The organism is Klebsiella quasipneumoniae subsp. quasipneumoniae (assembly GCF_020525925.1).
In the GTDB taxonomy this organism is placed as follows: domain Bacteria; phylum Pseudomonadota; class Gammaproteobacteria; order Enterobacterales; family Enterobacteriaceae; genus Klebsiella; species Klebsiella quasipneumoniae.
This window is the reverse complement of sequence record NZ_CP084876.1, coordinates 2,009,913-2,030,354: the sequence shown is the minus strand read 5'-3', so window position 1 is coordinate 2,030,354 and position 20,442 is coordinate 2,009,913. Positions and strand designations below refer to the sequence as shown.

Sequence of the window (20,442 nt, the reverse complement as noted above, 5' to 3'; positions counted from 1 at the left end):
AAAAACCCGCTGCGGCGGGTTTTTTTGTCTCTGAATTTTTAATTCTTCCACAAAATCATTCGGCATGCGTCAAGGCGGCAAGTGAATGAATCCCCGGGAGCGTACAGGCAGTACGTGACCGGGATAAATGAACGCAGCCAACACAGAGGCATCCCGAAGGATGATGTGGCAATGACCGATGCCTCCTTCACCTGCCATTCAGTTGACAGATGATGCGCTCATGGATGAAACATTATCGTGAACAGATTATTTTCCTCACATGTGATGCCTTTCCGCGCCCTCATCGACGCTTGCTGGAAAGAAAAGTACACCACTGCCCGCTTTACCCGCGACCTGATCGCCGGGATCACCGTCGGGATCATTGCGATTCCGCTGGCGATGGCGCTGGCGATTGGCAGCGGTGTGCCGCCGCAGTACGGCCTCTATACCTCAGCGGTGGCAGGGATTGTGATCGCCTTAACCGGCGGATCGCGCTTTAGCGTTTCCGGACCGACCGCCGCCTTTGTGGTGATCCTCTATCCGGTTTCCCAGCAGTTCGGCCTGGCGGGGCTGCTGGTGGCGACGCTGATGTCGGGGATCTTTTTAATGCTTTTCGGCCTGGCGCGCTTTGGCCGCCTGATCGAATATATCCCGCTGTCGGTCACCCTCGGCTTCACCTCCGGGATCGGTATCACCATCGGTACCATGCAGATTAAAGATTTCCTCGGCCTGCAGATGCCCCATGTGCCGGAACATTATCTGCAGAAAGTGGCGGCGCTGGCGATGGCCCTGCCGACCATTAACGTTGGGGACGCCGCCATCGGCGTCGTCACCCTCGGCACCCTGATCCTCTGGCCGCGGCTGGGTATCCGTCTGCCGGGCCACCTCCCGGCGCTGCTGGCCGGCTGTGGGGTGATGCTGGTCGTCAACTTGCTCGGCGGCGATGTGGCGACGATCGGCTCGCAGTTCCACTATCAGCTGGCGGACGGCACTCAGGGCAACGGCATTCCGCAGCTGCTGCCGCAGCTGGTGCTGCCCTGGGATATGCCGGGTTCCAACTTTACCCTGAGCTGGGCTTCGCTGCAGGCGCTGCTGCCCGCGGCTTTCTCCATGGCGATGCTGGGCGCTATTGAATCTCTGCTGTGCGCGGTGGTGCTCGACGGCATGACCGGTACCAAACATAAAGCCAACAGCGAGCTGATTGGCCAGGGGCTGGGCAACATCGTTGCACCGTTCTTCGGCGGGATCACTGCCACCGCGGCGATTGCCCGCTCGGCGGCGAACGTCCGCGCCGGCGCCACATCGCCGATCGCCGCCGTGATCCACGCCCTGCTGGTGATCATGGCGCTGCTGATCCTCGCCCCGCTGCTCTCCTGGCTGCCGCTGTCGGCGATGGCCGCCCTGCTGCTGATGGTGGCATGGAACATGAGCGAGGCGCATAAAGTCATCAATCTGCTGCGCCACGCGCCGAAGGACGACATCGTGGTGATGCTGATGTGCATGTCGCTGACGGTGCTGTTTGATATGGTGATCGCCATCAGCGTCGGGATTGTGCTGGCTTCGCTGTTATTTATGCGCCGTATCGCGCGCATGACCCATCTGGCGCCGGTCAACGTCGAAGTGCCAGACGACGTGCTGGTACTGCGGGTGATCGGTCCGCTGTTCTTTGCCGCCGCCGAAGGTTTATTCAACGACCTGGAGACCCGGATCGCCGGCAAGCGCATCGTGGTGCTGAAGTGGGACGCGGTGCCGGTTCTCGACGCCGGCGGTCTGGATGCCTTCCAGCGCTTTGTGAACAAGCTGCCGGAAGGCTGTGAATTACGCGTATCTAACCTCGAATTTCAGCCGCTACGCACGTTAGCGCGCGCCGGCGTCAAGCCGCTGCCCGGACGCCTGAGCTTCTACCCCGATCGTCAGGCCGCGCTGGCTGACCTGTGATCACCCGGCGGCAGGCCCCTGCGCCTGCCGCATCAAGGCTCCAGTCGCCTGCTGCAGCCAGCTCAGCACCGCCGGCGTCATCCAGGTGCCCTTCATCAAATGCGGCTCCTGCTCCATTGCCTGACGAAACTTCTGCAACGTCTGCGGCCGGGTGCCGGCGTAGGACTGAAACAGCTCAAGCCACGCCCGGGCCAGCGCCTGACCCGACGCCGAGTCCGGCGCTACGCCTTCACGGCACGCCTGATGCAGCTTCGACACCAGCGCTGGCCACTCCTGTAGCCGGTCGAAGTAGTGCCGGCGGGTGAACGCCATCTCCTCGTCGTCGAGGTACCGCGCCCAGATGGCCAGTTTGCTTTCGGCAAAAGCCTCGGTGATAAAGGCAATGATGGCCGGGGTGACGCCGGTCTGTTCAACCATTTGCGGCTCGGCGGCATGCATCTCATTCAGGCGGGTCAGAAACTCCGGGCGCCCGGCCGTATCCTGCTCCAGGCGCTCCATCCAGCGCGTCGCCAGACTCATCGCCTGCGGACTGTCCGTCGGGCAGCCGCTCGCCATCAGCGTCTGCACCTCCTCTGTTAGCTCGCGCCACGCCTGCGCGCGCTGTTCATCCTGTGCCGCAAACGGCAGCACGGCTAACTCCTGTTGACTAAACCAACGATCGTACATTTTCATTAACTCCAGCGTCTGTAGCCAGGACTCCAGATCGGGTTCATTGCCGCTCGCCAGCGCCTCGCGCAGCGCCAACAGCCGGTCGCGCAGCCTGCCGACATCGCGCAGTTGGTCATTAAGCGTCTCTATCTGCTGCGTCAGCAGTTCGGGTAGCGACAGCGTTCGCCGATCGAGATAGTCCTTGATGGTGGCGAGCGTCAGCCCGGTCTGCGCCAGCGCCTTGATCATATGCAGGCGCTGAACCGCGGACAGGTTATAGAGCCGATAGCCCGCCTCGCTTCTGGCCGAAGGCGTTAACAGCCCCGTCTGTTCATAATGATGCAGCGTACGCACCGTCAGCCCGGCGCGCTTCGCCAGCTCTCCCACCTGAATTAACATGACTGCTCCTCTCTGTGGCCAGGTCCGCTACTCTGCTGCCTGACGTAACGTCAGGGTCAAGCGAAAAACGCGCTTGATATTCACTTTTGGCGGCAACCATAGCATCACGAAGCTCAGGTCGGAACGGGGGTCGTCAAATGGCGGGAAAAAGAAGAAGAGATAACGAGAGGCACAGTAAAACGCATCGGCCTTCAGGGACCGATGCGGGAATCATGCTACGGTTAGCTGTGGCGATGCTGATTACGACGGCAGCGTTTATCGTAGTGGCGCACCCACCAGTAGCGGTCGCTGACCTGCTCGTGGCCGCCAATACGGGCACCGGCCAGCCAGAGCACCGCACCAACGAAGATGCTTAAGATTGCGCCATGCGCAAAGAATTGTGGCAGGTTAAGCTGCGGAAGCTGGTTCAGAATGGAGTAACCCACCCCCACAACCATCACCACCAACCCTAACCCCATGAGTACGTTACCGAGTAACGAAGCGTTTTTGCGTTTCATGTGTCACCTCCGGACTTTGGGTTGCCAGGGAATGTCCCCAAATCTTATAGGTGTAGTATAGACAAGGTCTCTTCTGTGGAGTGCGCCCACGATCACATTAGTGAACAGCAAATAGACAAAAATTTACAAATAAGCCTATGAACAATATCAAATTCTAATGATTTAGAGAGTAAATCATCAATGCTGGTATTGTCTCGAGGCCAGAACTTTGTCAAGCGCGCCCGCAGACAGTACACTACGCGGCAGAGAATGCCCCATGCAGGAAAGAAAACGTGACCATTAAACTGATTGTCGGCCTGGCCAACCCCGGTGCGGAATATGCCGCCACCCGGCACAACGCTGGCGCCTGGTATGTGGATTTACTGGCGGATCGCCATCGCGCGCCGCTGCGCGAAGAGAGCAAATTCTTCGGCTATACCTCGCGCATCAATCTGGCGGGCGAGGATGTTCGCTTGCTGGTGCCCACCACCTTTATGAACCTTAGCGGTAAAGCCGTGGCCGCGATGGCGACCTTTTATCGCATCAACCCGGACGAAATTCTGGTTGCCCATGATGAGCTGGATTTACCGCCGGGCGTGGCGAAATTTAAGCTTGGCGGCGGCCATGGCGGCCACAACGGCCTGAAAGACATCATCAGCAAGCTCGGCAATAACCCGAACTTTCACCGCTTACGCGTCGGGATCGGCCATCCGGGCGACAAAAACAAGGTTGTCGGCTTTGTCCTCGGCAAACCACCGGCCAGCGAGCAGAAACTGATTGATGATGCCGTCGACGAAGCGGCGCGCTGTACGGAAATCTGGTTAGAGGATGGTCTCACTAAAGCGACCAACCGTTTACACGCCTTTAAGGCGCAATAAGCCGTTGTCGTGCGGCATTTTTGCCGCGCACCGTGTATAATAGGCAAAGCTATTCAATTTTCTGCAATCTGTTCCTGATAACAGATTGATTATCCAAAGATTAAGGTGATTTAAATCATGGGATTCAAATGCGGTATCGTCGGTTTGCCCAACGTCGGCAAATCCACCCTGTTCAATGCGCTCACCAAAGCGGGTATTGAAGCGGCCAACTTCCCCTTCTGTACCATTGAGCCGAACACCGGTGTCGTACCGATGCCCGATCCGCGTCTGGACAAGCTGGCTGAAATCGTCAAACCGCAGCGTATCCTGCCGACCACCATGGAGTTCGTTGATATCGCGGGCCTGGTGAAAGGCGCGTCCAAAGGCGAAGGTCTCGGCAACCAGTTCCTGACCAACATCCGCGAAACCGAAGCTATCGGCCATGTGGTTCGCTGCTTTGAAAACGACAATATCATTCACGTGGCAGGTAAAGTGAACCCGGCGGAAGATATCGACGTTATCAACACCGAACTGGCGCTGTCTGACCTTGATACCTGCGAGCGCGCGATTCACCGCGTCTCCAAAAAAGCCAAAGGCGGCGATAAAGACGCGAAAGTTGAGCTGGCCGCGCTGGAGAAATGCCTGCCGCAGCTGGAAAACGCCGGTATGCTGCGCGCGCTGGATCTGACCAAAGAAGAGAAAGAGGCCATCCGCTATCTGAGCTTCCTGACCCTCAAGCCGACCATGTACATCGCGAACGTCAACGAAGACGGTTTCGAGAACAACCCATACCTCGATCAGGTTCGCGCTATCGCCGAGCAGGAAGGGTCTGTAGTGGTGCCGGTGTGCGCCGCGGTTGAAGCGGACATCGCCGAACTGGACGATGAAGAGCGTGATGAGTTTATGGCTGAGCTGGGTCTCGAAGAACCGGGCCTGAACCGCGTGATCCGCGCTGGCTACGCCCTGCTGAACCTGCAGACCTACTTCACCGCTGGGGTGAAAGAAGTTCGCGCCTGGACCATCCCGGTCGGGGCGACCGCGCCGCAGGCAGCCGGTAAGATCCACACCGACTTCGAAAAAGGCTTTATCCGCGCGCAGACCATCGCTTATGAAGACTTTATCGCCTACAAAGGCGAACAGGGCGCGAAAGAAGCCGGTAAAATGCGCGCTGAAGGTAAAGACTACATCGTGAAAGATGGCGATGTGATGAACTTCCTGTTCAACGTCTAATACCGCTGGCTGGCGTTTCTGCCGCCATCGAGTAAAAAAAATCCACGCTCCGGCGTGGATTTTTTTTCCTGTGCGCAAGGCGGCGCGCTACTCCACGATATGGGTCTCTTCTGCCGCCTCGTAGCCATCAACGATCTGCACAATCTTTTTTAACTCGTCCTCAATAAAAGCCGGGGTGGCGCTTTCCCCTGAGGCCGGGTGATGAAGCTCCACCGAGATGCCGCTGGCGGCATTGGTCAGCGACAGGCTGATCTCCTGCGGATCCGCCGCAGACGAGGGTCGCCCGATATGCTGCGCGATGGTCGCCGCCGCCACGCGCGTATCAACTTCCGCGAGATGCCCCCACCTCATTTCAACATGCCCCTGCTGCCCTGCCTTTATCACCTGCAGCGTATAGCCGCTTTTTGCCGTTGCCATCTCTTTTCCTCCGGTTTCGTTGCCCGGGCGTCATATTCTCAGCCCGGTTTTATCAGCAAAGTTCGAACATTTCTGCCTTGCCGTTAATGACTCTTTTCCACATAGGTCTGCATGTTTTCTTTGGTCACTAACTCAAACGGGATCCAGACATGGGACTCGACTTTTTCTCCTTTAATCAGCTTCAACGCCACCGCTAAGGCCGTTTTGCCCTGACCAACGGCATCCTGGAAAACCGTTACCTGGATCTTATCGCTGGCCAACGCTTTCAGCCCATCCGGCGTGGCGTCGATGCCGCCGATCAGCAGCTTCTTCTGGCTCTTCTCCAGCGCCATCGCCGCGCCAATCGCCATCTCGTCGTTGTTCGCCGCCACAATATCAATCGCTTCCCCGTTGCCTGTCCAGTTCTGCATCAGATCCATTCCCTCGCTGCGGGAATAGTTGGCCGGCTGTTTCTGCACCACTTTCATCGCCGGATATTTGGCCACCACCTGCTCTACGTCCCTGGTGCGCTGCAGCGCGCCGGCATCGGTGAGATTGCCGATCATGATGGCGACGTTGCCTTTGTAGTTCGCCAGCTTCGCCAGCGCTTCCATCTGCAATGTGCCGGACTCCCGCTCGTCCGAACCGACAAACACCACGCCAGGGGGTAACGTTTTGTCCCCCGGCGTCCGGTTCACATACACCAGCGGCATCCTGGCCTGCTGCGCCATCTTCGTCAGCTGCGGGGTGCTGGCGGAGTCCACGGGATCAACGATGATCGCGTCCACGCCGGAGGCAATGAAGCTCTGCACCTGATCGGCCTGGCGCCCGGTGTCGCCGCGGGCGTCTTCGAACTGCACCTCGACCTGGCGGGCATGAGCTTCTTTCTCAATGGACTGACGAATAATGGTGAGAAAGTTTTGATCGAAGTAAGCCATCGAGACGCCGATCTTCTCCGCCAATGCCGAAGCGGAACTGGCCAGAAGGCCAACTAACAGGATGATTTTACAGTGCTTCATAGCATGCCCTCAGGGTTTGAAATAAAATTTTCAATATAAAACCAAACGATATATTTAAATCATTTTCAGACTACGAAGGGCGTAGAGTTCTTGCAATCATGATGTAAAGAAAATGTTGCCATGCGCACACTTTATTTCACCGCCTCACTCACCGAGGGCCCACCGGTTGCGGGTCGCGCAGCGGGCGGTGGCGCCGGCTGTTTTCGCTTCAGCAGGGCATACTCCACGATCAGCTGTTGCAGATGCAGTTCGGCGAGACTGCCGCGGGCGGCTGGCCAGGGTTGACCTGCGGGGAGCGCGGCCAGCTCGCGCAGCTGCTCTTCCAGCGGAACGGCGCGGTTAAGCGACTGCATAATGGCAAACACCGCCGTTTTCAGTTCGCTCACCGTCAGGTACTTCCCCTTCTGCTCGTCGAGGGCATTGAGCTGACCGGCGAGCCGTTGCAGCTGACGCATGCCCTCCGCCCAGCCGGTGAGGTTTTCCGCGGGCAATGCCGCAGCGCTTAGCTGCCGCTGCCACTGCTGCGCCAGGGGCTTTGCCTGTTCCGGCCAGCGGCTCAGGGCCAGTTGGACCAGCCGGTCGCCGTAGCTTATCGCCCAGTCCGGCGCCAGGCGCGCGAGATCGTCAAGCTGGCGCTGCGCCTGGCGCAGATCGACCGGCGCGTGGGGAGATGCCCCCGGGAGGTCCGCTAGCGGCCCGGCCTGTTGCGTCATCACAGTCGGCGGCAAATCGGTCTGGCGCAGCGCCAGCCATCCGCCGACGGCGATGCCCGACACCACCAGCATGGTGACCATTCCGGCGATAAATGGCTTCCAGCGCGCCGCGGCGACCGGAGTCGATGCCATCCCTGGCGCGGGCCGCTTTGCTGGTGAAGACGGAGCCAGCGGCTCAGCCTCAGGTCTACGTTGTCGTTCTGGCGCTGGCTCAGCCTTCGCAGCATCCTCTTCGCTGACCAGAGCATCGGGAAGTGCCGCCTCAGACATCGCCACCGGCGGCGCGACGGGAGGCGCTGGCGCAGGGTCGAGGTTCTCGAAGCGGGTTGCCGTGCTGCGCAGCAGCGCCTGCAGGTCACTCAGCGGGTTTTCAGGCGCGATCTCAAGGCGCTGGAGCACCGCGTCGAAGGTTTGCAGCGAACACTCAGCCTGGCTAAGCGACGCAAGATCGTCCGGGGTGAAGTTCAGGGTGCGGATCACCTGCCGCAGCCGCTTGCTCAGGGTGCGGAAGATTTCGGTGCGGGCCGGGAGCGCCTGCGGCCACAGGTTTTTACCCTGGTGGGCCAGCAGCGTTTCCAGCAGCGATAGCCCCTCGTTGATCCCTGCCAGGCCGTCCAGCCGGGCGCGGGCCAGCGTATACCAGGCGACAGTCTGCAGATCCGCGCCGTGATGCTCCAGCAGCGCACGGGCAAGCTGCTCGGCATACGGCCAGTTAATATCCGGCCGCGCCGGGTGGCTGAGCTTGTTCATTTCCGCACGCAGGGCAATAAAATCAGCCAGCGTGCGTGGGTCGCCACCGGTTTTATAGCGGCGGTCTTTATGTGTTGTCATCATGATGTCTTTCAGCGAGAGATTAGAGGGCGGAGCGGGCGTCAAGGTACTGCTGACGTTTAAGGTGGCGGATCAACACCCTGCCTTCAGGCATAAACTCTGTACCGTAACGTACCAGACCGATATCCTTCAGCTCAGCATCAATGGCATAGCGCAGTTCGCCGGGCGCATCCTGATCGAGCATCACCACCGCGATCCGCTGCAGGCGCGGTTCGTATTTCAGCAACACCGCCGACAGCGTGCTCATCAGCTGATGCGCCGACGCCGGCATGCCCTGGAGGATAGCGGTCATATCCGGCAGGCCGTAGTCCGGCAAATGGGCCAGCGTTCCGGCCCGACAGTTGAGGATGCGCTGCATGTTATCGAGCACCGACAGGATGACCTGATCCGTTTCGCTGACGTTGTTCAGCTCCAGCCCGCCGGCGAAATTGCCGTAGAGGATGTCGTACAGGGAGGGTCGAGGCATTTCACTTCTCCTTAAGCGGGTGCAGCGTCAGTTGATTTTGGCTGGCTTCGATAATGCGCGGTCTCGCCGGGTCGAGATCGTCCCGGGTGAGTACCAGCCGCCAGCTATTTAGCGTCAGGTCTGGATCGATAAACATGGCCGCCACAGCGACAAACTGCGCGCTGGTTTCCATGGGCATATCAACGGTCACCGATTCGCCCGGACGCAGGCGAATATCTTTTTCCGCCACCCGGTCCGCCTGCAGCGCCTGGCCATCGCCGGCAAACAGCGACGGGTAGTCAGTATTGTCAAATGCCTGCCGGTCCTTCAGCTGGTAAATACGCACCACCGTCGCCAGGGAGGCGCCTTTGGCGTTGTTATTCACGCCTTCCCGGGCGCGAAGATCCAGATGAAGCGTTTTCACCTGGGGGTAAAAAATGGACTGGGTCACGGAAACGGCGCCGTCTTTTACGGTCTGCGTCAGGCCGCAGCCGGTTAAGAGGGTGACCATGAAGAATGCCAGTAACGTGGCAGAGGGTTTAACTACGGTAATCGCCATCTTCATCGCTCTCCCTGCGGTGGAGGTTTTCCCGGACGCGCTGATAGCGCCCCAGATAAATCGTGATCCTGTCGTCAGCCTGCTTCTGCGCATCCAGCGGTTGCAGCACAGCCGTTCTCCCGAGCTGGACGGCATGCGCCTGCTGGCAGCAAAGTTGCGCATCCGGCAGTAAATGGCGGGCGACGCAAAGCTGCAGCCGCACGTCGAGATGAGATCCGAGCCAGACGTGCAGGAGCGCCATCAGGTCGCTGAACAGTTCGCCGCCGGGCAGCCAGCCGCGGACCTCATCAGGCTTTTCCGTCGCCAGCTGCAGCAACACCTGACCGTTCACATCCGTAGCGTGAGTTCCCATCACTGGCCTGTGTTGCAGGCTAACCGGCTGGCGGATGCTCATCGTTAACGGCTGCGACAAGGGGATCCGGCAGGGATCGTGGTGGTACACCGTCGCCCGGGTCCCCGGGGCCAGGAGCGCCACCAGCGCCTCCATGCCTTCCCCGGATCTCCCCGGCAGCATCATTACCGGCAGCAACGCCAGAAATCGCGACAGCGGCGCTGCGGCAACGGCGGCACATCCCGGTATACCCAGCCCCGCCAGGCCCAGCAGATACTGCGAGGTGTTGTCCGTGCCACCCGCCCGAAAGGTTGCCGGGTAGGAATATTTGCGCCAGATACGGTAATACTGGGCGATCAGCCGATGGTTAAAGATATCGAGAAAATCCTCGGTCGCCTCGACGCCTTCCCGCCGTTGCGCAATGTCATCGCTATAGTGTGTCGGTAGCGGGGATTCCACGCCGTAGAGACCCATAAAAGCAACGCGAACCGCCGGCGGCCGGGGCGGGTCAGGATCGTCCATTCCACGGATTTCGCCGGCCGGGAAGCCCATCCCCGGATGCGGGCGAAAGCGTATGGGTTCATCACCCACCAGCCAGCCGCTGCCGATGATCGGCGCCTTCGGATAGTTCTCCTCCAGCAACTGGCAGAAGCGGTAAAAATTCATGTACGGCAACTGAGGCCGGAGCTGCGCCATCAGCCGGGCAGGCGCAGACTGTGATTCTCTTTCCACCGGATACATTTTCCTTCAGGTTGAACAATGAGCGTTAGCTGGTTGAACTGATTCATATCGGCATACAGCGCGAAAAAGCGGTTGAGCATGTCGCCAAACAAATGGACATCCCCCATGCCGGTAAATCCACTGCCGTCGAGCGTCACTTCGATATCCAGCCCGCGCAGCAGGAATCCCTGTTCGAAACGCTGAATTCGGTGATGGCTGACCGCCAGAATGGCGTCCAGACGGCGGTTATTGAGCTCATCTTCCCGCCAGTTGTAGAGCGACAGCGTGCCGCGCAGCACCTCGGCGCTGCTCATCATGTTGAGAAAACGGGTGCCCAGATGGCTCATGACCCGCCAGTGGTAGCGGTCTTCCGCCGGGGGATATGCCGGCAGCGTGGGTTTACAGAGATTACGGACGGTAAGCGGCGTGGCTGATATCGACTCACAGCGATCCAGCAGCGTGCTCTGTAGCGCCCGGCGCGGCAGCTGGCCGTTAGTGCCGGTGATGCGCAAGGAGACCGTTTCCCGCTCCAGCGCCCGGTCGGCCTCCCATTGTTGCCCGCCGAGGATAAGCCAGGTATCGTGCATGCCGGTGACGCCCCGCTTGACGCGGGTGTGGTAGTAGCGTTCCGGCGCATGGCGACGCATCATCCCGCCCTGGTGACGAAAGCGGGTGAAAGGCACATAGCGTGCCTCCCCGGTGCGCCCGGAGCCGGTCACGCTGTCAACAGAATAGATTTCGGTATGCCCGTCCTGCAGGCGCTTCGGACGCAGGAGGTATTCGCTCTCCAGCCCGCTGATGGTTAACGGGTCAGCCTCAAGGGTAAACAGGTTAATCACCGGCACACAGTGCAGGCGCAGGCTGCTTGCGCTGACGGGCAAATCGCTTTGCCAGACCTCGCTGAACACCACCTCAAGCGTGAAATGCGCTATCCCCGCCGGTAGCGTCATGTTTTCCAGACCATTTAGCTGCACGAACATAAATTTTTCGCGAAAGGTGAAGTACTCGAGCAACAGCTGATAGCCGCTGAAAGCGCTCTCCCCCTTCGGCCATAAACGATCCTCCTCGCTAAATCCCCCCGGCGAAAAATAGCCGTCCAGACTTACCCGCTCCGCCTGCCCTGGCAGACGCAGGTACATCGCGGCCTGGCGTCGGGTCAGCCACAGATGAAGAGCGCTGCCGGTAACGGCGTCTTCCCCCAGGTACAGCGGCAGGCGGCGGAGATCGGTCTGCGACCAGTCTGCCAGCTCGCTACAGGTGAAGCGTAGCCGCAGGACCGAACGTCCGTCCGGCTCCGCCGTCATCACCGCCTCCTCTATCGCCAGCGGATTAAGCGTCAGATCGCGGGTGGTTCGGTACCGGCACACGGTATTTTTCGGCCCCAGTGGGCGGGAGCTTATCTCAAACCCGGCGGGCACCGTTTCCACCATCTTCATCGCCGGCAGCGTTGGGGTCAGCGCCACGATCGATAGCGATGGAATGGTGCGCAGGTAGTGCGGCCACAGCATGCTGACCAGCCCCTCGGTCAGCTCCGGCAGATCATCATCAATTTTTTCGCGCAAGCGACCTACGGAAAAGGCAAAGCCTTCAAACAGGCGCTCAACGTAAGGGTCCGGCGGGCCGGCTTTATCGAGATCCAGCATCGCCGCCCGGTCGGGGTGAGCCTGCGCGAACGCTTTTGCCGCCTCACGCAGGTAGCGCATTTCAGCGTCAAAATATCGCAGGGTTAAATCGTCCATTATGACTATTCCATTATTCGTCTTCAGGGAGACACGCAGCATGGCTGCGCGGGCAGATTCGTTTACCGCCGGGGGCCATGAGCAGAGGCGGCCCGGCGTCGCAGGTCAACGCCAATCAGTGAGGGAGGCGGTTTCAGGATCCCTCTTCGCCGGGTATATCGTCGGTCAGCGGAACACGCTCAGCAGGCGCGCGCACGCTGAATATCGTCTCCGGTAGCGTAAAGTTTCGCAGGGCCAGCAGCGCCAGCGGTCCTTCCCCCGACTCGGTGCGCAGGGTGTAGTTCAGCGACAAACCATCCGGCGCTTTCCAGCTCAGGCTCCATCTGCTGCGAAACAATATTAAGAATAGTGTGAATAAACCAGTGGAATTACCATCGCCTGAGTAAATTACAGATCCATTTAAAAAAATGATCACCAGGATTTATGGTACTCCAGTGTTTCTGTTATATGCTGCCAGGCTGCAACCAGTTCAGACTCACTTAATAGCTCATCCGAGCTTTTTTCCTGTGAGGTGTATATCATATTCACTTCCAGCGGTGTCACTCCCCCAACCCTGTCCTCGTTAATTATCAGCGTAAAGGTATAACTGGTCATGGGGATACCTTCCGAGATCCGATTCTCTCTGACCAGCCATTCAACGGCATCAAAACCATTCACTTTCCTGCTACCTTTATACAGCGTGGTACCGTAGGACCCTTCCATTACCCGATGATCTTTTTTTAGTAAAGGAGTTTCCCTGTAAGGGCCGTTACCCATGCTGAAATTAATTTCAATCCCATATTTATTCAGATACTTCACCGTCATTTCATATTCCCCAAGCAGTGACTCTTTCACTTGGCCATATTTTATAGCCAGATTGTTCCCCTGCGGGCGCTGGTTATCTTTCCGGGGGTGCAGACCTGATAATACACTGAGTAAAATAGATTTTTTTTCTGGAATATCATAACGATAGCTACTTTTAAAAATTTCCCTGTCTCGATCGTATTTTGAAGATCTGCCATCTCTGGCCTTCATCATTATTTTAAATGTAATTCCATTATCCCATTTATAAGCCTCAAGAACCCTTGAGACATCAGCGTAATATTGTGCCTCCATCCTCTCAAATAATACCCCACTCATTCCTGATGGTAATATTTCGGTTTTTTTCAAATAAGGCGCATCATCAGAACTATCTGGTCGTGTATTTTTAAGTTCTTCTTTATATCTATCAAGAAATTGCTCAAAAGGTGGATAATATTGCTGTTTACTCTCAATTTTAGTCATATCTGAACCCTGTATGACCATAAACATCTCTGGTGCTGGGATAAACTCTGCGGGCAAAGCAACAGAATAGTAACCAAAATATCGGGTTTCTGGCTGTTGTAAAAGTGTACTGACCCTCTGCTGTTCCTTATCGGTAAGTGAATAAGAGTAAATATTATTGTGATATATAAAAAAACCGGTCACGACCAGTAAAGTAATCAGTAATGATATCACCACGCCCGGCTGGCGGGTCAGATTATTCCGTATATGCCATTTCTTCATCATCGTTGATCTGCTGAGCTATTTTAATAATTGAGCGCAATGTAAAAGCCAGACTGGTTTCATTACGGTAGGCTGCTTAATGAGATACATTGACACTCAACCTTTCCTTTACAAAGCGATCGGGGATTTTTCCGGCCCGTAACGGCACAGTACCATCGCCATTTTCACTGGAATCCTGCAGGGTAAAACATTGACCTATATAGATATATTCTGAATTATAACTTTTCATATACCCAGAGCCATGAGAAGAAACCTTCCAGTTCTGCTCTTTTTCGGAAAGGGTATCTGCTACTGTCCTTTTCTCCTTTATCTCCCGGTAATCCAGGCGTCCGTCATTGAGAATATATTTTTTCTTTAAAACAGCGGCATCACCAATGGCAATACTTCCTTTCCAGCGAGCGGTTTCTTGTATCAGATATATCGGAGGAATAACAACATCATCTACTTTCCCATAAAAAGAATAAGTATTATGATGATACTTATCAGCTATTTTATCATGAAACTCCTTATCTTTAGCTATAATGGCAGTGCAGACCTTTACAAACTCAGCCCCCTGCTGACGCTGAATATCGTCTCAGGTAGCGTAAAGTTTCGCAGGGCCAGCAGCGCCAGCGGTCCTTCCCCCGACTCGGTACGCAGGGTGTAGTTCAGCGACAAACCATCCGGCGCTTTCCAGCTCAGGCTCCAGCTGCTGCTCGTTCCGGGGTAAGCGCTGACCACCGCCTTATCCAGCAGGCGGATCCAGCCCCAGGCCCCCTGAAGATCTGCATACTGGCGGGTGCCCGCCCGGGTGCTGATCCAGCTCAGACTGGCGCCCGGCGCTTCGGTATCGGCGGGCCAGCTGAACCGCCGCCAGGCCGGCATCTGGTTCATGTAGACAAGTTTCTGGCTGTCGATGACCAGCTCCGTCTGCATCACGCCATCCGCCGTGCCCGGACGTAGCGAAAAATGCAATCCCGCTTCGCCATTGGCGAACGCGACGTCGGAGAGATGGCTCAGGGTATTCATCGCCTGCAGAAAGGCCGGGTTAAACGTCAGCCCCTGGGCATTGATACTGTCCGCCATCCAGCGGCTCCCCTCTTTATGCAGTACGCCGTTCAGCCGGGTCTGCAGAAAGCGGGCGATGCGTCCGGTCTCGCTATTGAGATATTTTGCCAGCAGCGGGAGAGAGACTTCACTGCTGGTATTTTTAAAGGGGTAGCGACCGCCAAAAGCGCTATTCCAGTCCTCCACCACCGCGCTGCGCCACTGGGCGTTGAGACTTTCCGCCGCCGGGGTCAGCACCTGCTGCCAGGCCTGCTCCATCGGGCGAACAAACAGCGTCTGCCCAAAACCACTCCACTGCTGGCCCAGTCCCGCCGCCACCAGGCTGCCGTAGTCGCGCGTTTCGGTTAGATCCACAGCCTTGCCCTGGAACACCGTCTGCGCAAGCAGGCGCGTCATCGCCTGCGGGTCGGTGGCGTTGGTGACCTGCTGCAGGCGCAGACGCACCTGGGTGACGCGGGTCAGGAAGGTCTGCAGGCTAAGACGGCTGGTGGGCGTCCCGCCGTCGCGATTGTCCAGCAGCGCCAGTACGGGCCCGAAGGTTGCATCCAGAGGACCGCGCGCGCCGGACTGCTGATCGATGGCGGGTGGGTTGTCACGGTTGAATAGCTGCCTGGTCGATTTGACCAGCGAATCGGCGATGGCTTCCCCGGTCTGGCCGGTTCGCCCCTGCACGCTCAGGGTGTTCATCAGCGCCACCAGCGGCGACTGGCGCACATCGGCCATCAGGGTCAGCTGGTCGATGGCATCGGAGAGGGTCGCCGCGCGCTGCCAGCGCAAACTGTTGAGAAAATCCAGCCAGGCGCCGCTAAAATCAGCGAAATAACGCTCCGCCAGCCGGGCTCGCAGAGTTTCCGGCGACGTCGACTGCGCGGCAGGCTGCTTCGCGTCGCTCAGCACCCAGTCCATGTCATCGCGGCGTTCCGCGACCACTTTCTCAATGGCCGGCTGCACCGTCTCTTCCCAAGCTTTCCGGCTGAACATCCCCGGCACCACCTCATCGGTGGTGAACAGGCGCGACGCGTCGGTGTCGCCGGTCATGTCCGCCAGGTGCAAGTCCGCATACTGGTTCGCCACCTGCGCGAGCATCTTCTGATAAAGCGTGGACTCACTGTTGCGCTGGCCAAGTTGGCGAATTAACCGTGTGCGCGCCTGGCTGACCAGACCGTCATCGACAGGCAGACGCCACTGCGGATGCGACGCCAGGCTGGCAGCGTAAAATGCCAGTAGCGAAGGGCCGCTGCCCTGCCAGACGGCGTCGGCGATGCCTGAGCGCTGCGACCAGTCCTGCATCAGCGTGGTGGCAAACCAGGACGCGTCCATCCTCTCAGGGCGCGAGAGCATCAGGTACAGTTTTAACTGGTCGTAAGCCGTTTTTGCCCTCTTCTCGCGAAGCGGACTGTCCGGCGGAAGCTGCACAAAGGCGTTCAGTTGCCCTTCCAGATGGCGCGCCGTCGCATCACGCAGCAGCGGTAAGGCGCTTTCGCCATAGCGCGGCAGAAGCGCCGCCAGCAGGTCATCATTCTGGCTGAGGCCAGCGCGGAGGTACCAGGGTGCTCCGTGCTGTGACCGGTATTCCAGCCGGGCAAGGGTTTTCTGCAGTTCAGACAGGGCATGCAGACGGACCGTCAGCGGCTGTTTCTCCGCTGAGGCCTGCCGCACCTGCTCCTGTGCGATCGCCACCAGCTCGCGGTTGGCGATAAAAGAGACCAGCAGAGTGGCGGCCCAGAGTAAGATCAGGGCGACGGCGGAGGCAGAGACAGCTCTTCGCCAGGGAAAGCCGGTCTTTCGTGCTTTTAAGCCGGATGCCCTGAGAGATTCCAGTAGCACGTCCCAGCGTTTATCGTGGCGCCAATGATGCTTCAGGCTGTGCGACGCCTGCGGCGATGACGGGCTGAACACAACGCCGGCTAACGGTAACGCACGATGAGGTTCCAGAAACGTCGACAGGGGAACACTAATCCGCTCCGGCTGCCGCGTGAGTTGGTCCGCCAGGCCCAGAAGAAAATGATGCTGCGGGTTACCCGTGACCTGTTGTACTCCAGTCTCTAACAGTCTTGAAGGCAACGCCGACAGTAACTGGCGCATCTGCGACGACTGACAGTCTGGCGGGAAGAGACTGCCGACAGATTGCACGATGCGCCCGGCCTGATCATCCGCCTGGGGATGCAGCGACCAGACATACAGTGGTACAGCCCACCCTAGCAGTGAGAAACGTTCAGCCAGATCATGGGCAATGTTATCTATATCCTCCATGGACAACAAAGCGGGGGATGCGTGCTGATTGGCTGCGGGCAGATGATCAAACGCAGAAGTGACCCACACCAGCCCATTCACAGGGGGGCGAAAGCGTTTACGCAAAGCAAAAAGCCAGTCATTATCCGACGCGCTCTGGGGTTCCCCACCCCAAAGCAATAATGTGTCTCCATTCTCCTGCCAGTACTGGCTACTCAGGCCCGGTGCAAGGCGTTCAACATCCGCCACGCTTCCCGTGAGCATCAGAATGGTCATTTTGCCAGCCCCAAAGCGACCATACTGGCGACGCAATGTCTGCCTCATCTCAATAACGGCGCGGTGACTCTGGGAAGCCGGCTTCAAATGCTGACCACTTGTCAATGGCGCCCCCTGCCCCTTCAGATGGCGGCCGAGTATGAACTGCACAATACGGCCGCCATAACGAAAAAGCAGAATAAGGATCCCTAAGCCCAGGCAGAAATAGAGTTTCGCTTGCAGCGTATTCAATCCAATCTTGTCGCCATAGTGATATATCCCCCACAACATTGCGCCAGCTATCAGCATCAGTACCCCAAAACGGCTACCTAAGCGCAATATGCTATCCGTTGCATTCATCCTTATTTCCTGCAGTAAGAAGATTCGAGAAAGATTCAGACCCACCACCAGGGGCTGATATGACCGTCTGATGAGATAGTGTGTAGTCACGAGGCTTGCCGCCTCTCAGGCAGCGCGAACGGGCCTGGCCTGGTGAAGCTCTGATGATAGTGGTAAGGGGGTGATCACCGTGGCCCATAATGGTTGGTTGGCAAAACCGTCGCCACTCACAATGAGTTGAGATTTATCGTCACCGCACCGTACGATTGCTCCAGCGATCGCGACCCAGGGTGCTGCGACGCCTGGATAACCCAGGCTACTGTCCAGGTTGTAGAGATCACGACCGATATTGATCGGGCTCGACAACGCGATCAATCCCGTTGCGATGGGCTGATGATAGTTCATCTTGATACCCACCAACCAACCGGCAGGCACGGCCTCCGCGGGTAACGCGGCCCAGTCAAACGCGCGCGCAAAGGCATAATGAAACGCCTCGTGGCTTATCCCCTTCACCTGCTCTGGTCGGTGGAGAAGCGCCAGTGGCATAAGATCCGCCGCGACCTGAGGACTGGCAAGCAACAGGCTAACCACCGTTTCTGCCGTTCCCTCAACCTGTTTGGGAGCAACCTGTAGCGCCACAATCAGCATCAGGGATGGCTCAGTCATCGGCTGATCCAGCCAGTGGTCTATCATCTGCAGCCCTTTGCCTTCCAGATACGTCACCGGTTGCCGGATGTGACTGCTCGCCAAACACTGGCGCCAGATCGACTGTATCTCGCTGACGGACAGACTGCTGTCGCTCTCTATGATTAATGACAGCGGTATCTCTGCAGGAACAGATGCCAGTACAGAAGTCAGCTCATTCAACGTATTGCTCATGATGCGCCTAACCAACTGTTCGGGCGTTTCGTCGCCGATACGTATCAGCCGACTATGTCGTATACCTTCGCCATTCCACCAGGAAGGCTGCGTTTTTAAAGCAGGAGTATTGTTTCGTAATGCCTCTCGCTGCCCCTTACCATCCCGATCATCCGGGAGACGTAATGCGGTGTGTAAGCTCACGCCCAGGATTGCCAGGTGGCGCCGCCCTCTCTGGATTTCACGACTCAAAATCTGTTCACGATCGTTATCCCAGCCATCAGCCATTGACTGTAACCCTTTATACCAGGCGATACGCAACGCCAGCAGAATAAGCCAGAGTAATGCCGGTAATATCAACGCCGTTTGCCAAAAATCCGCGGTGTTTATTTGGAGTTTATCTGTATTGCTCATAATGGCCCAGCAGGTGCCTGCTGCCAGCCAACACAGCAAAAACAGCAACCAAACCCACCACACCGGTGCTCGAGGCCGTTGAGCAGGCGGGGGAATACGTTTTAAATCGACAGGCATCGTTAGCGCACCTTGGCTTGTGGCAGGCTCGACAGCAATATGCAACCACAAGCACAACGGTGGCCATGGAACGCAACCGGTATACCATGATCGCTAAAAGTGGGGTGCCCTTCGGCAATCACCGTCGGACCATGGCCTTTGATCGGACAACTGACGGGATCGCCCAGCCGCGCCACGCCGATACCACAAAATTTCATATTACTGGAACCACGGAGCACTTTCCCGCCCCCGGTATGCGTATCGCCTGTACGAATAATTCCTTTCATGACTTTATTTACCTTGTAGCATTTAAGGAAAATAAATAGCTGCGATAATTAGCAATTTTTTGCGCAGCCATTTTCTCAATATCAGAGTTATAACGCGCGAGAAAATTTTTCCAGCTTAAGCAGACTTAAAAGTTCGGAATCGTTTAGATGGAAAATCAGTTCATCCGGCAGACGACGATAGAAATCTGGCAATTCAGTCAATTGATAGAAGAAATTATTTTCATTGAATTCTTTAATCCTTGTGAGTTCGGGCATCAACTCCATCATCGGCACATCCGCAGAATAACCATGCCGAACTTTAGCGAGATTACTCATTTTTTTGATGCAGCCTTCACATCCTTCGTTAATGCCTTTTTCCCACAAACGATAGGCATCTACTCTCCTGCCTTCCATATCGGCAAGCAAGCCAAGATGATCATAAGCCTCTGCATAACCTTGCCCTACCGCACATTCCAGTAACTGCTTACCTAATGGGTGCAGTTCCTGAACCCTGACAACAATAGTTCCCCCTACTGCTGACATAGCCTGTGGACTACCACGCTTGATGGCTTCAGCATACAAGTAGTACATTGTTTCATAATCGCGACCAAACAAATACGACGCATATTTATAGGCAGCAATAGGGATGCCCCGAGAAACGAGTTCGTGGAGTTTGGTGGAAGCAACCTCTATCGGAGTCTCCGCACTCGGATATTTTATTGCCCAGACACTATTTACATATGCGGCCTTCCAGCTTCCGGCTTTTATTGCTGTTGCAAGCAGTCCTTCACGTTTTTGCTTATGTTCAGGACTGTTCCAGAAACCCTTTATTTGATCTCCCTCAGAAGTATACTGAACCAGTTCACTGAACGCCTTTGCAGCACTCTTATTTTCTTCAGGTGTAAATCCAGACGCGTCATGGCAGACAAATTTCATATTCTGAAAATACTTCATCAAACCCGGATCAGGATTTATTTGCCCAGCCGAATCCACCCACTTCGGAGAATGATTAAAATCTTCTAAATTAGACTGCCCCGCTGCTATTCCTGAGAAGAAAATAAAAAAGCCGATTAAAAATTTACGCATATGATTTGTCCTTAAATTTATAGGTATTAATGCCAGCGATAACTC

Annotated in this window: 17 protein-coding genes and 1 pseudogene; 3 read left to right on the top strand and 15 right to left on the bottom strand. The window is 56.9% G+C overall.

Features of this window, described 5'->3' with window-relative positions; all coding sequences use genetic code 11:
- Positions 1-237: 237 nt before the first annotated feature.
- Complete coding sequence (gene dauA, locus LGM20_RS09815) at positions 238-1,917, top strand: C4-dicarboxylic acid transporter DauA (RefSeq protein ID WP_064157472.1); 1,680 nt, start codon at positions 238-240, stop codon at positions 1,915-1,917.
- Here the strand turns inward: dauA and LGM20_RS09810 are convergent, their stop codons facing one another.
- Positions 1,918-2,964: a MerR family transcriptional regulator gene (locus tag LGM20_RS09810; RefSeq protein WP_044523882.1), complete on the bottom strand. Its 1,047-nt coding sequence runs from the start codon at positions 2,962-2,964 to the stop codon at positions 1,918-1,920.
- A gap of 221 nt (positions 2,965-3,185) precedes the next feature.
- Positions 3,186-3,461 carry a stress-induced protein YchH gene (gene ychH / locus LGM20_RS09805; protein ID WP_002910437.1) on the bottom strand — a complete coding sequence of 92 codons (276 nt, stop codon included), beginning with the start codon at positions 3,459-3,461 and terminating at the stop codon, positions 3,186-3,188.
- Between the two features lie 272 nt (positions 3,462-3,733).
- Between ychH and pth the strand changes: the two genes are divergently transcribed.
- Both pth and ychF read left to right on the top strand, forming a co-directional pair.
- Positions 3,734-4,318 carry an aminoacyl-tRNA hydrolase gene (pth, locus tag LGM20_RS09800; RefSeq protein WP_044523883.1) on the top strand — a complete coding sequence of 195 codons (585 nt, stop codon included), beginning with the start codon at positions 3,734-3,736 and terminating at the stop codon, positions 4,316-4,318.
- Positions 4,319-4,435: 117 nt separating this feature from the next.
- Entirely contained in the window at positions 4,436-5,527 is a 1,092-nt protein-coding gene (gene ychF / locus LGM20_RS09795) for a redox-regulated ATPase YchF (RefSeq protein ID WP_002910443.1), read from the top strand.
- A gap of 87 nt (positions 5,528-5,614) precedes the next feature.
- Here ychF and LGM20_RS09790 read toward each other — a convergent pair whose 3' ends face one another.
- The 13 genes and pseudogenes from LGM20_RS09790 to LGM20_RS09730 all read right to left on the bottom strand — a co-directional run bounded on the left by LGM20_RS09790 (position 5,615) and on the right by LGM20_RS09730 (position 20,397).
- The gene (locus LGM20_RS09790; protein WP_044523884.1) at positions 5,615-5,944 is read right to left on the bottom strand and encodes a DUF1869 domain-containing protein; all 330 of its coding nucleotides are present in this window, start codon (positions 5,942-5,944) and stop codon (positions 5,615-5,617) included.
- An 83-nt stretch (positions 5,945-6,027) separates the two neighbouring features.
- The gene (locus tag LGM20_RS09785; RefSeq protein ID WP_023290154.1) at positions 6,028-6,942 is read right to left on the bottom strand and encodes a sugar ABC transporter substrate-binding protein; all 915 of its coding nucleotides are present in this window, start codon (positions 6,940-6,942) and stop codon (positions 6,028-6,030) included.
- A 131-nt stretch (positions 6,943-7,073) separates the two neighbouring features.
- On the bottom strand, positions 7,074-8,489 hold the full coding sequence (locus LGM20_RS09780) for a VasL domain-containing protein (protein WP_044523885.1): 1,416 nt from the start codon (positions 8,487-8,489) through the stop codon (positions 7,074-7,076).
- Positions 8,490-8,508: 19 nt separating this feature from the next.
- Positions 8,509-8,952 carry a type VI secretion system baseplate subunit TssE gene (gene tssE, locus LGM20_RS09775; RefSeq protein WP_044523886.1) on the bottom strand — a complete coding sequence of 148 codons (444 nt, stop codon included), beginning with the start codon at positions 8,950-8,952 and terminating at the stop codon, positions 8,509-8,511.
- Between the two features lies 1 nt (position 8,953).
- Entirely contained in the window at positions 8,954-9,490 is a 537-nt protein-coding gene (tssJ, locus tag LGM20_RS09770) for a type VI secretion system lipoprotein TssJ (RefSeq protein WP_086075653.1), read from the bottom strand.
- Positions 9,471-10,487, bottom strand: a complete 1,017-nt coding sequence (gene tssG / locus LGM20_RS09765) for a type VI secretion system baseplate subunit TssG (protein WP_162823519.1) — start codon at positions 10,485-10,487, stop codon at positions 9,471-9,473. Before tssG ends, tssJ begins: the two co-directional genes overlap by 20 nt.
- Before the next feature lie 29 nt (positions 10,488-10,516).
- Complete coding sequence (gene tssF, locus LGM20_RS09760; RefSeq protein ID WP_044523890.1) at positions 10,517-12,280, bottom strand: type VI secretion system baseplate subunit TssF; 1,764 nt, start codon at positions 12,278-12,280, stop codon at positions 10,517-10,519.
- A 133-nt stretch (positions 12,281-12,413) separates the two neighbouring features.
- Positions 12,414-12,608 (bottom strand): annotated as a pseudogene (locus LGM20_RS09755) (type VI secretion IcmF C-terminal domain-containing protein); the annotation flags it as partial.
- An 83-nt stretch (positions 12,609-12,691) separates the two neighbouring features.
- Positions 12,692-13,807 (bottom strand): T6SS immunity protein Tli4 family protein, encoded by a 1,116-nt coding sequence (locus tag LGM20_RS09750; protein ID WP_052542038.1) that lies wholly within the window; start codon positions 13,805-13,807, stop codon positions 12,692-12,694.
- Positions 13,808-14,341: 534 nt separating this feature from the next.
- Positions 14,342-17,698: an ImcF-related family protein gene (locus tag LGM20_RS09745; protein ID WP_044523891.1), complete on the bottom strand. Its 3,357-nt coding sequence runs from the start codon at positions 17,696-17,698 to the stop codon at positions 14,342-14,344.
- Positions 17,699-17,803: 105 nt separating this feature from the next.
- Positions 17,804-19,066, bottom strand: coding sequence for a hypothetical protein (locus tag LGM20_RS09740; protein WP_224222697.1), 1,263 nt, complete (start codon positions 19,064-19,066; stop codon positions 17,804-17,806).
- Between the two features lie 2 nt (positions 19,067-19,068).
- On the bottom strand, positions 19,069-19,332 hold the full coding sequence (locus tag LGM20_RS09735; protein ID WP_044523893.1) for a PAAR domain-containing protein: 264 nt from the start codon (positions 19,330-19,332) through the stop codon (positions 19,069-19,071).
- A gap of 87 nt (positions 19,333-19,419) precedes the next feature.
- Positions 19,420-20,397 carry a hypothetical protein gene (locus LGM20_RS09730; RefSeq protein ID WP_044523894.1) on the bottom strand — a complete coding sequence of 326 codons (978 nt, stop codon included), beginning with the start codon at positions 20,395-20,397 and terminating at the stop codon, positions 19,420-19,422.
- Positions 20,398-20,442: the final 45 nt, after the last annotated feature.

Bases quoted from the DNA above. Each gene is read 5' to 3' on its own strand.
- LGM20_RS09810 (WP_044523882.1), bottom strand. From the start codon at position 2,964: ATGTTAATTCAGGTGGGAGAGCTGGCGAAGCGCGCCGGGCTGACGGTG.
- ychH (WP_002910437.1), bottom strand. From the start codon at position 3,461: ATGAAACGCAAAAACGCTTCGTTACTCGGTAACGTACTCATGGGGTTA.
- ychF (WP_002910443.1), top strand. From the start codon at position 4,436: ATGGGATTCAAATGCGGTATCGTCGGTTTGCCCAACGTCGGCAAATCC.
- LGM20_RS09790 (WP_044523884.1), bottom strand. From the start codon at position 5,944: ATGGCAACGGCAAAAAGCGGCTATACGCTGCAGGTGATAAAGGCAGGG.
- LGM20_RS09785 (WP_023290154.1), bottom strand. From the start codon at position 6,942: ATGAAGCACTGTAAAATCATCCTGTTAGTTGGCCTTCTGGCCAGTTCC.
- LGM20_RS09780 (WP_044523885.1), bottom strand. From the start codon at position 8,489: ATGATGACAACACATAAAGACCGCCGCTATAAAACCGGTGGCGACCCA.
- tssE (WP_044523886.1), bottom strand. From the start codon at position 8,952: ATGCCTCGACCCTCCCTGTACGACATCCTCTACGGCAATTTCGCCGGC.
- tssJ (WP_086075653.1), bottom strand. From the start codon at position 9,490: ATGGCGATTACCGTAGTTAAACCCTCTGCCACGTTACTGGCATTCTTC.
- tssG (WP_162823519.1), bottom strand. From the start codon at position 10,487: ATGAATTTTTACCGCTTCTGCCAGTTGCTGGAGGAGAACTATCCGAAG.
- tssF (WP_044523890.1), bottom strand. From the start codon at position 12,280: ATGGACGATTTAACCCTGCGATATTTTGACGCTGAAATGCGCTACCTG.
- LGM20_RS09750 (WP_052542038.1), bottom strand. From the start codon at position 13,807: ATGATGAAGAAATGGCATATACGGAATAATCTGACCCGCCAGCCGGGC.
- LGM20_RS09745 (WP_044523891.1), bottom strand. From the start codon at position 17,698: ATGAATGCAACGGATAGCATATTGCGCTTAGGTAGCCGTTTTGGGGTA.
- LGM20_RS09740 (WP_224222697.1), bottom strand. From the start codon at position 19,066: ATGCCTGTCGATTTAAAACGTATTCCCCCGCCTGCTCAACGGCCTCGA.
- LGM20_RS09735 (WP_044523893.1), bottom strand. From the start codon at position 19,332: ATGAAAGGAATTATTCGTACAGGCGATACGCATACCGGGGGCGGGAAA.
- LGM20_RS09730 (WP_044523894.1), bottom strand. From the start codon at position 20,397: ATGCGTAAATTTTTAATCGGCTTTTTTATTTTCTTCTCAGGAATAGCA.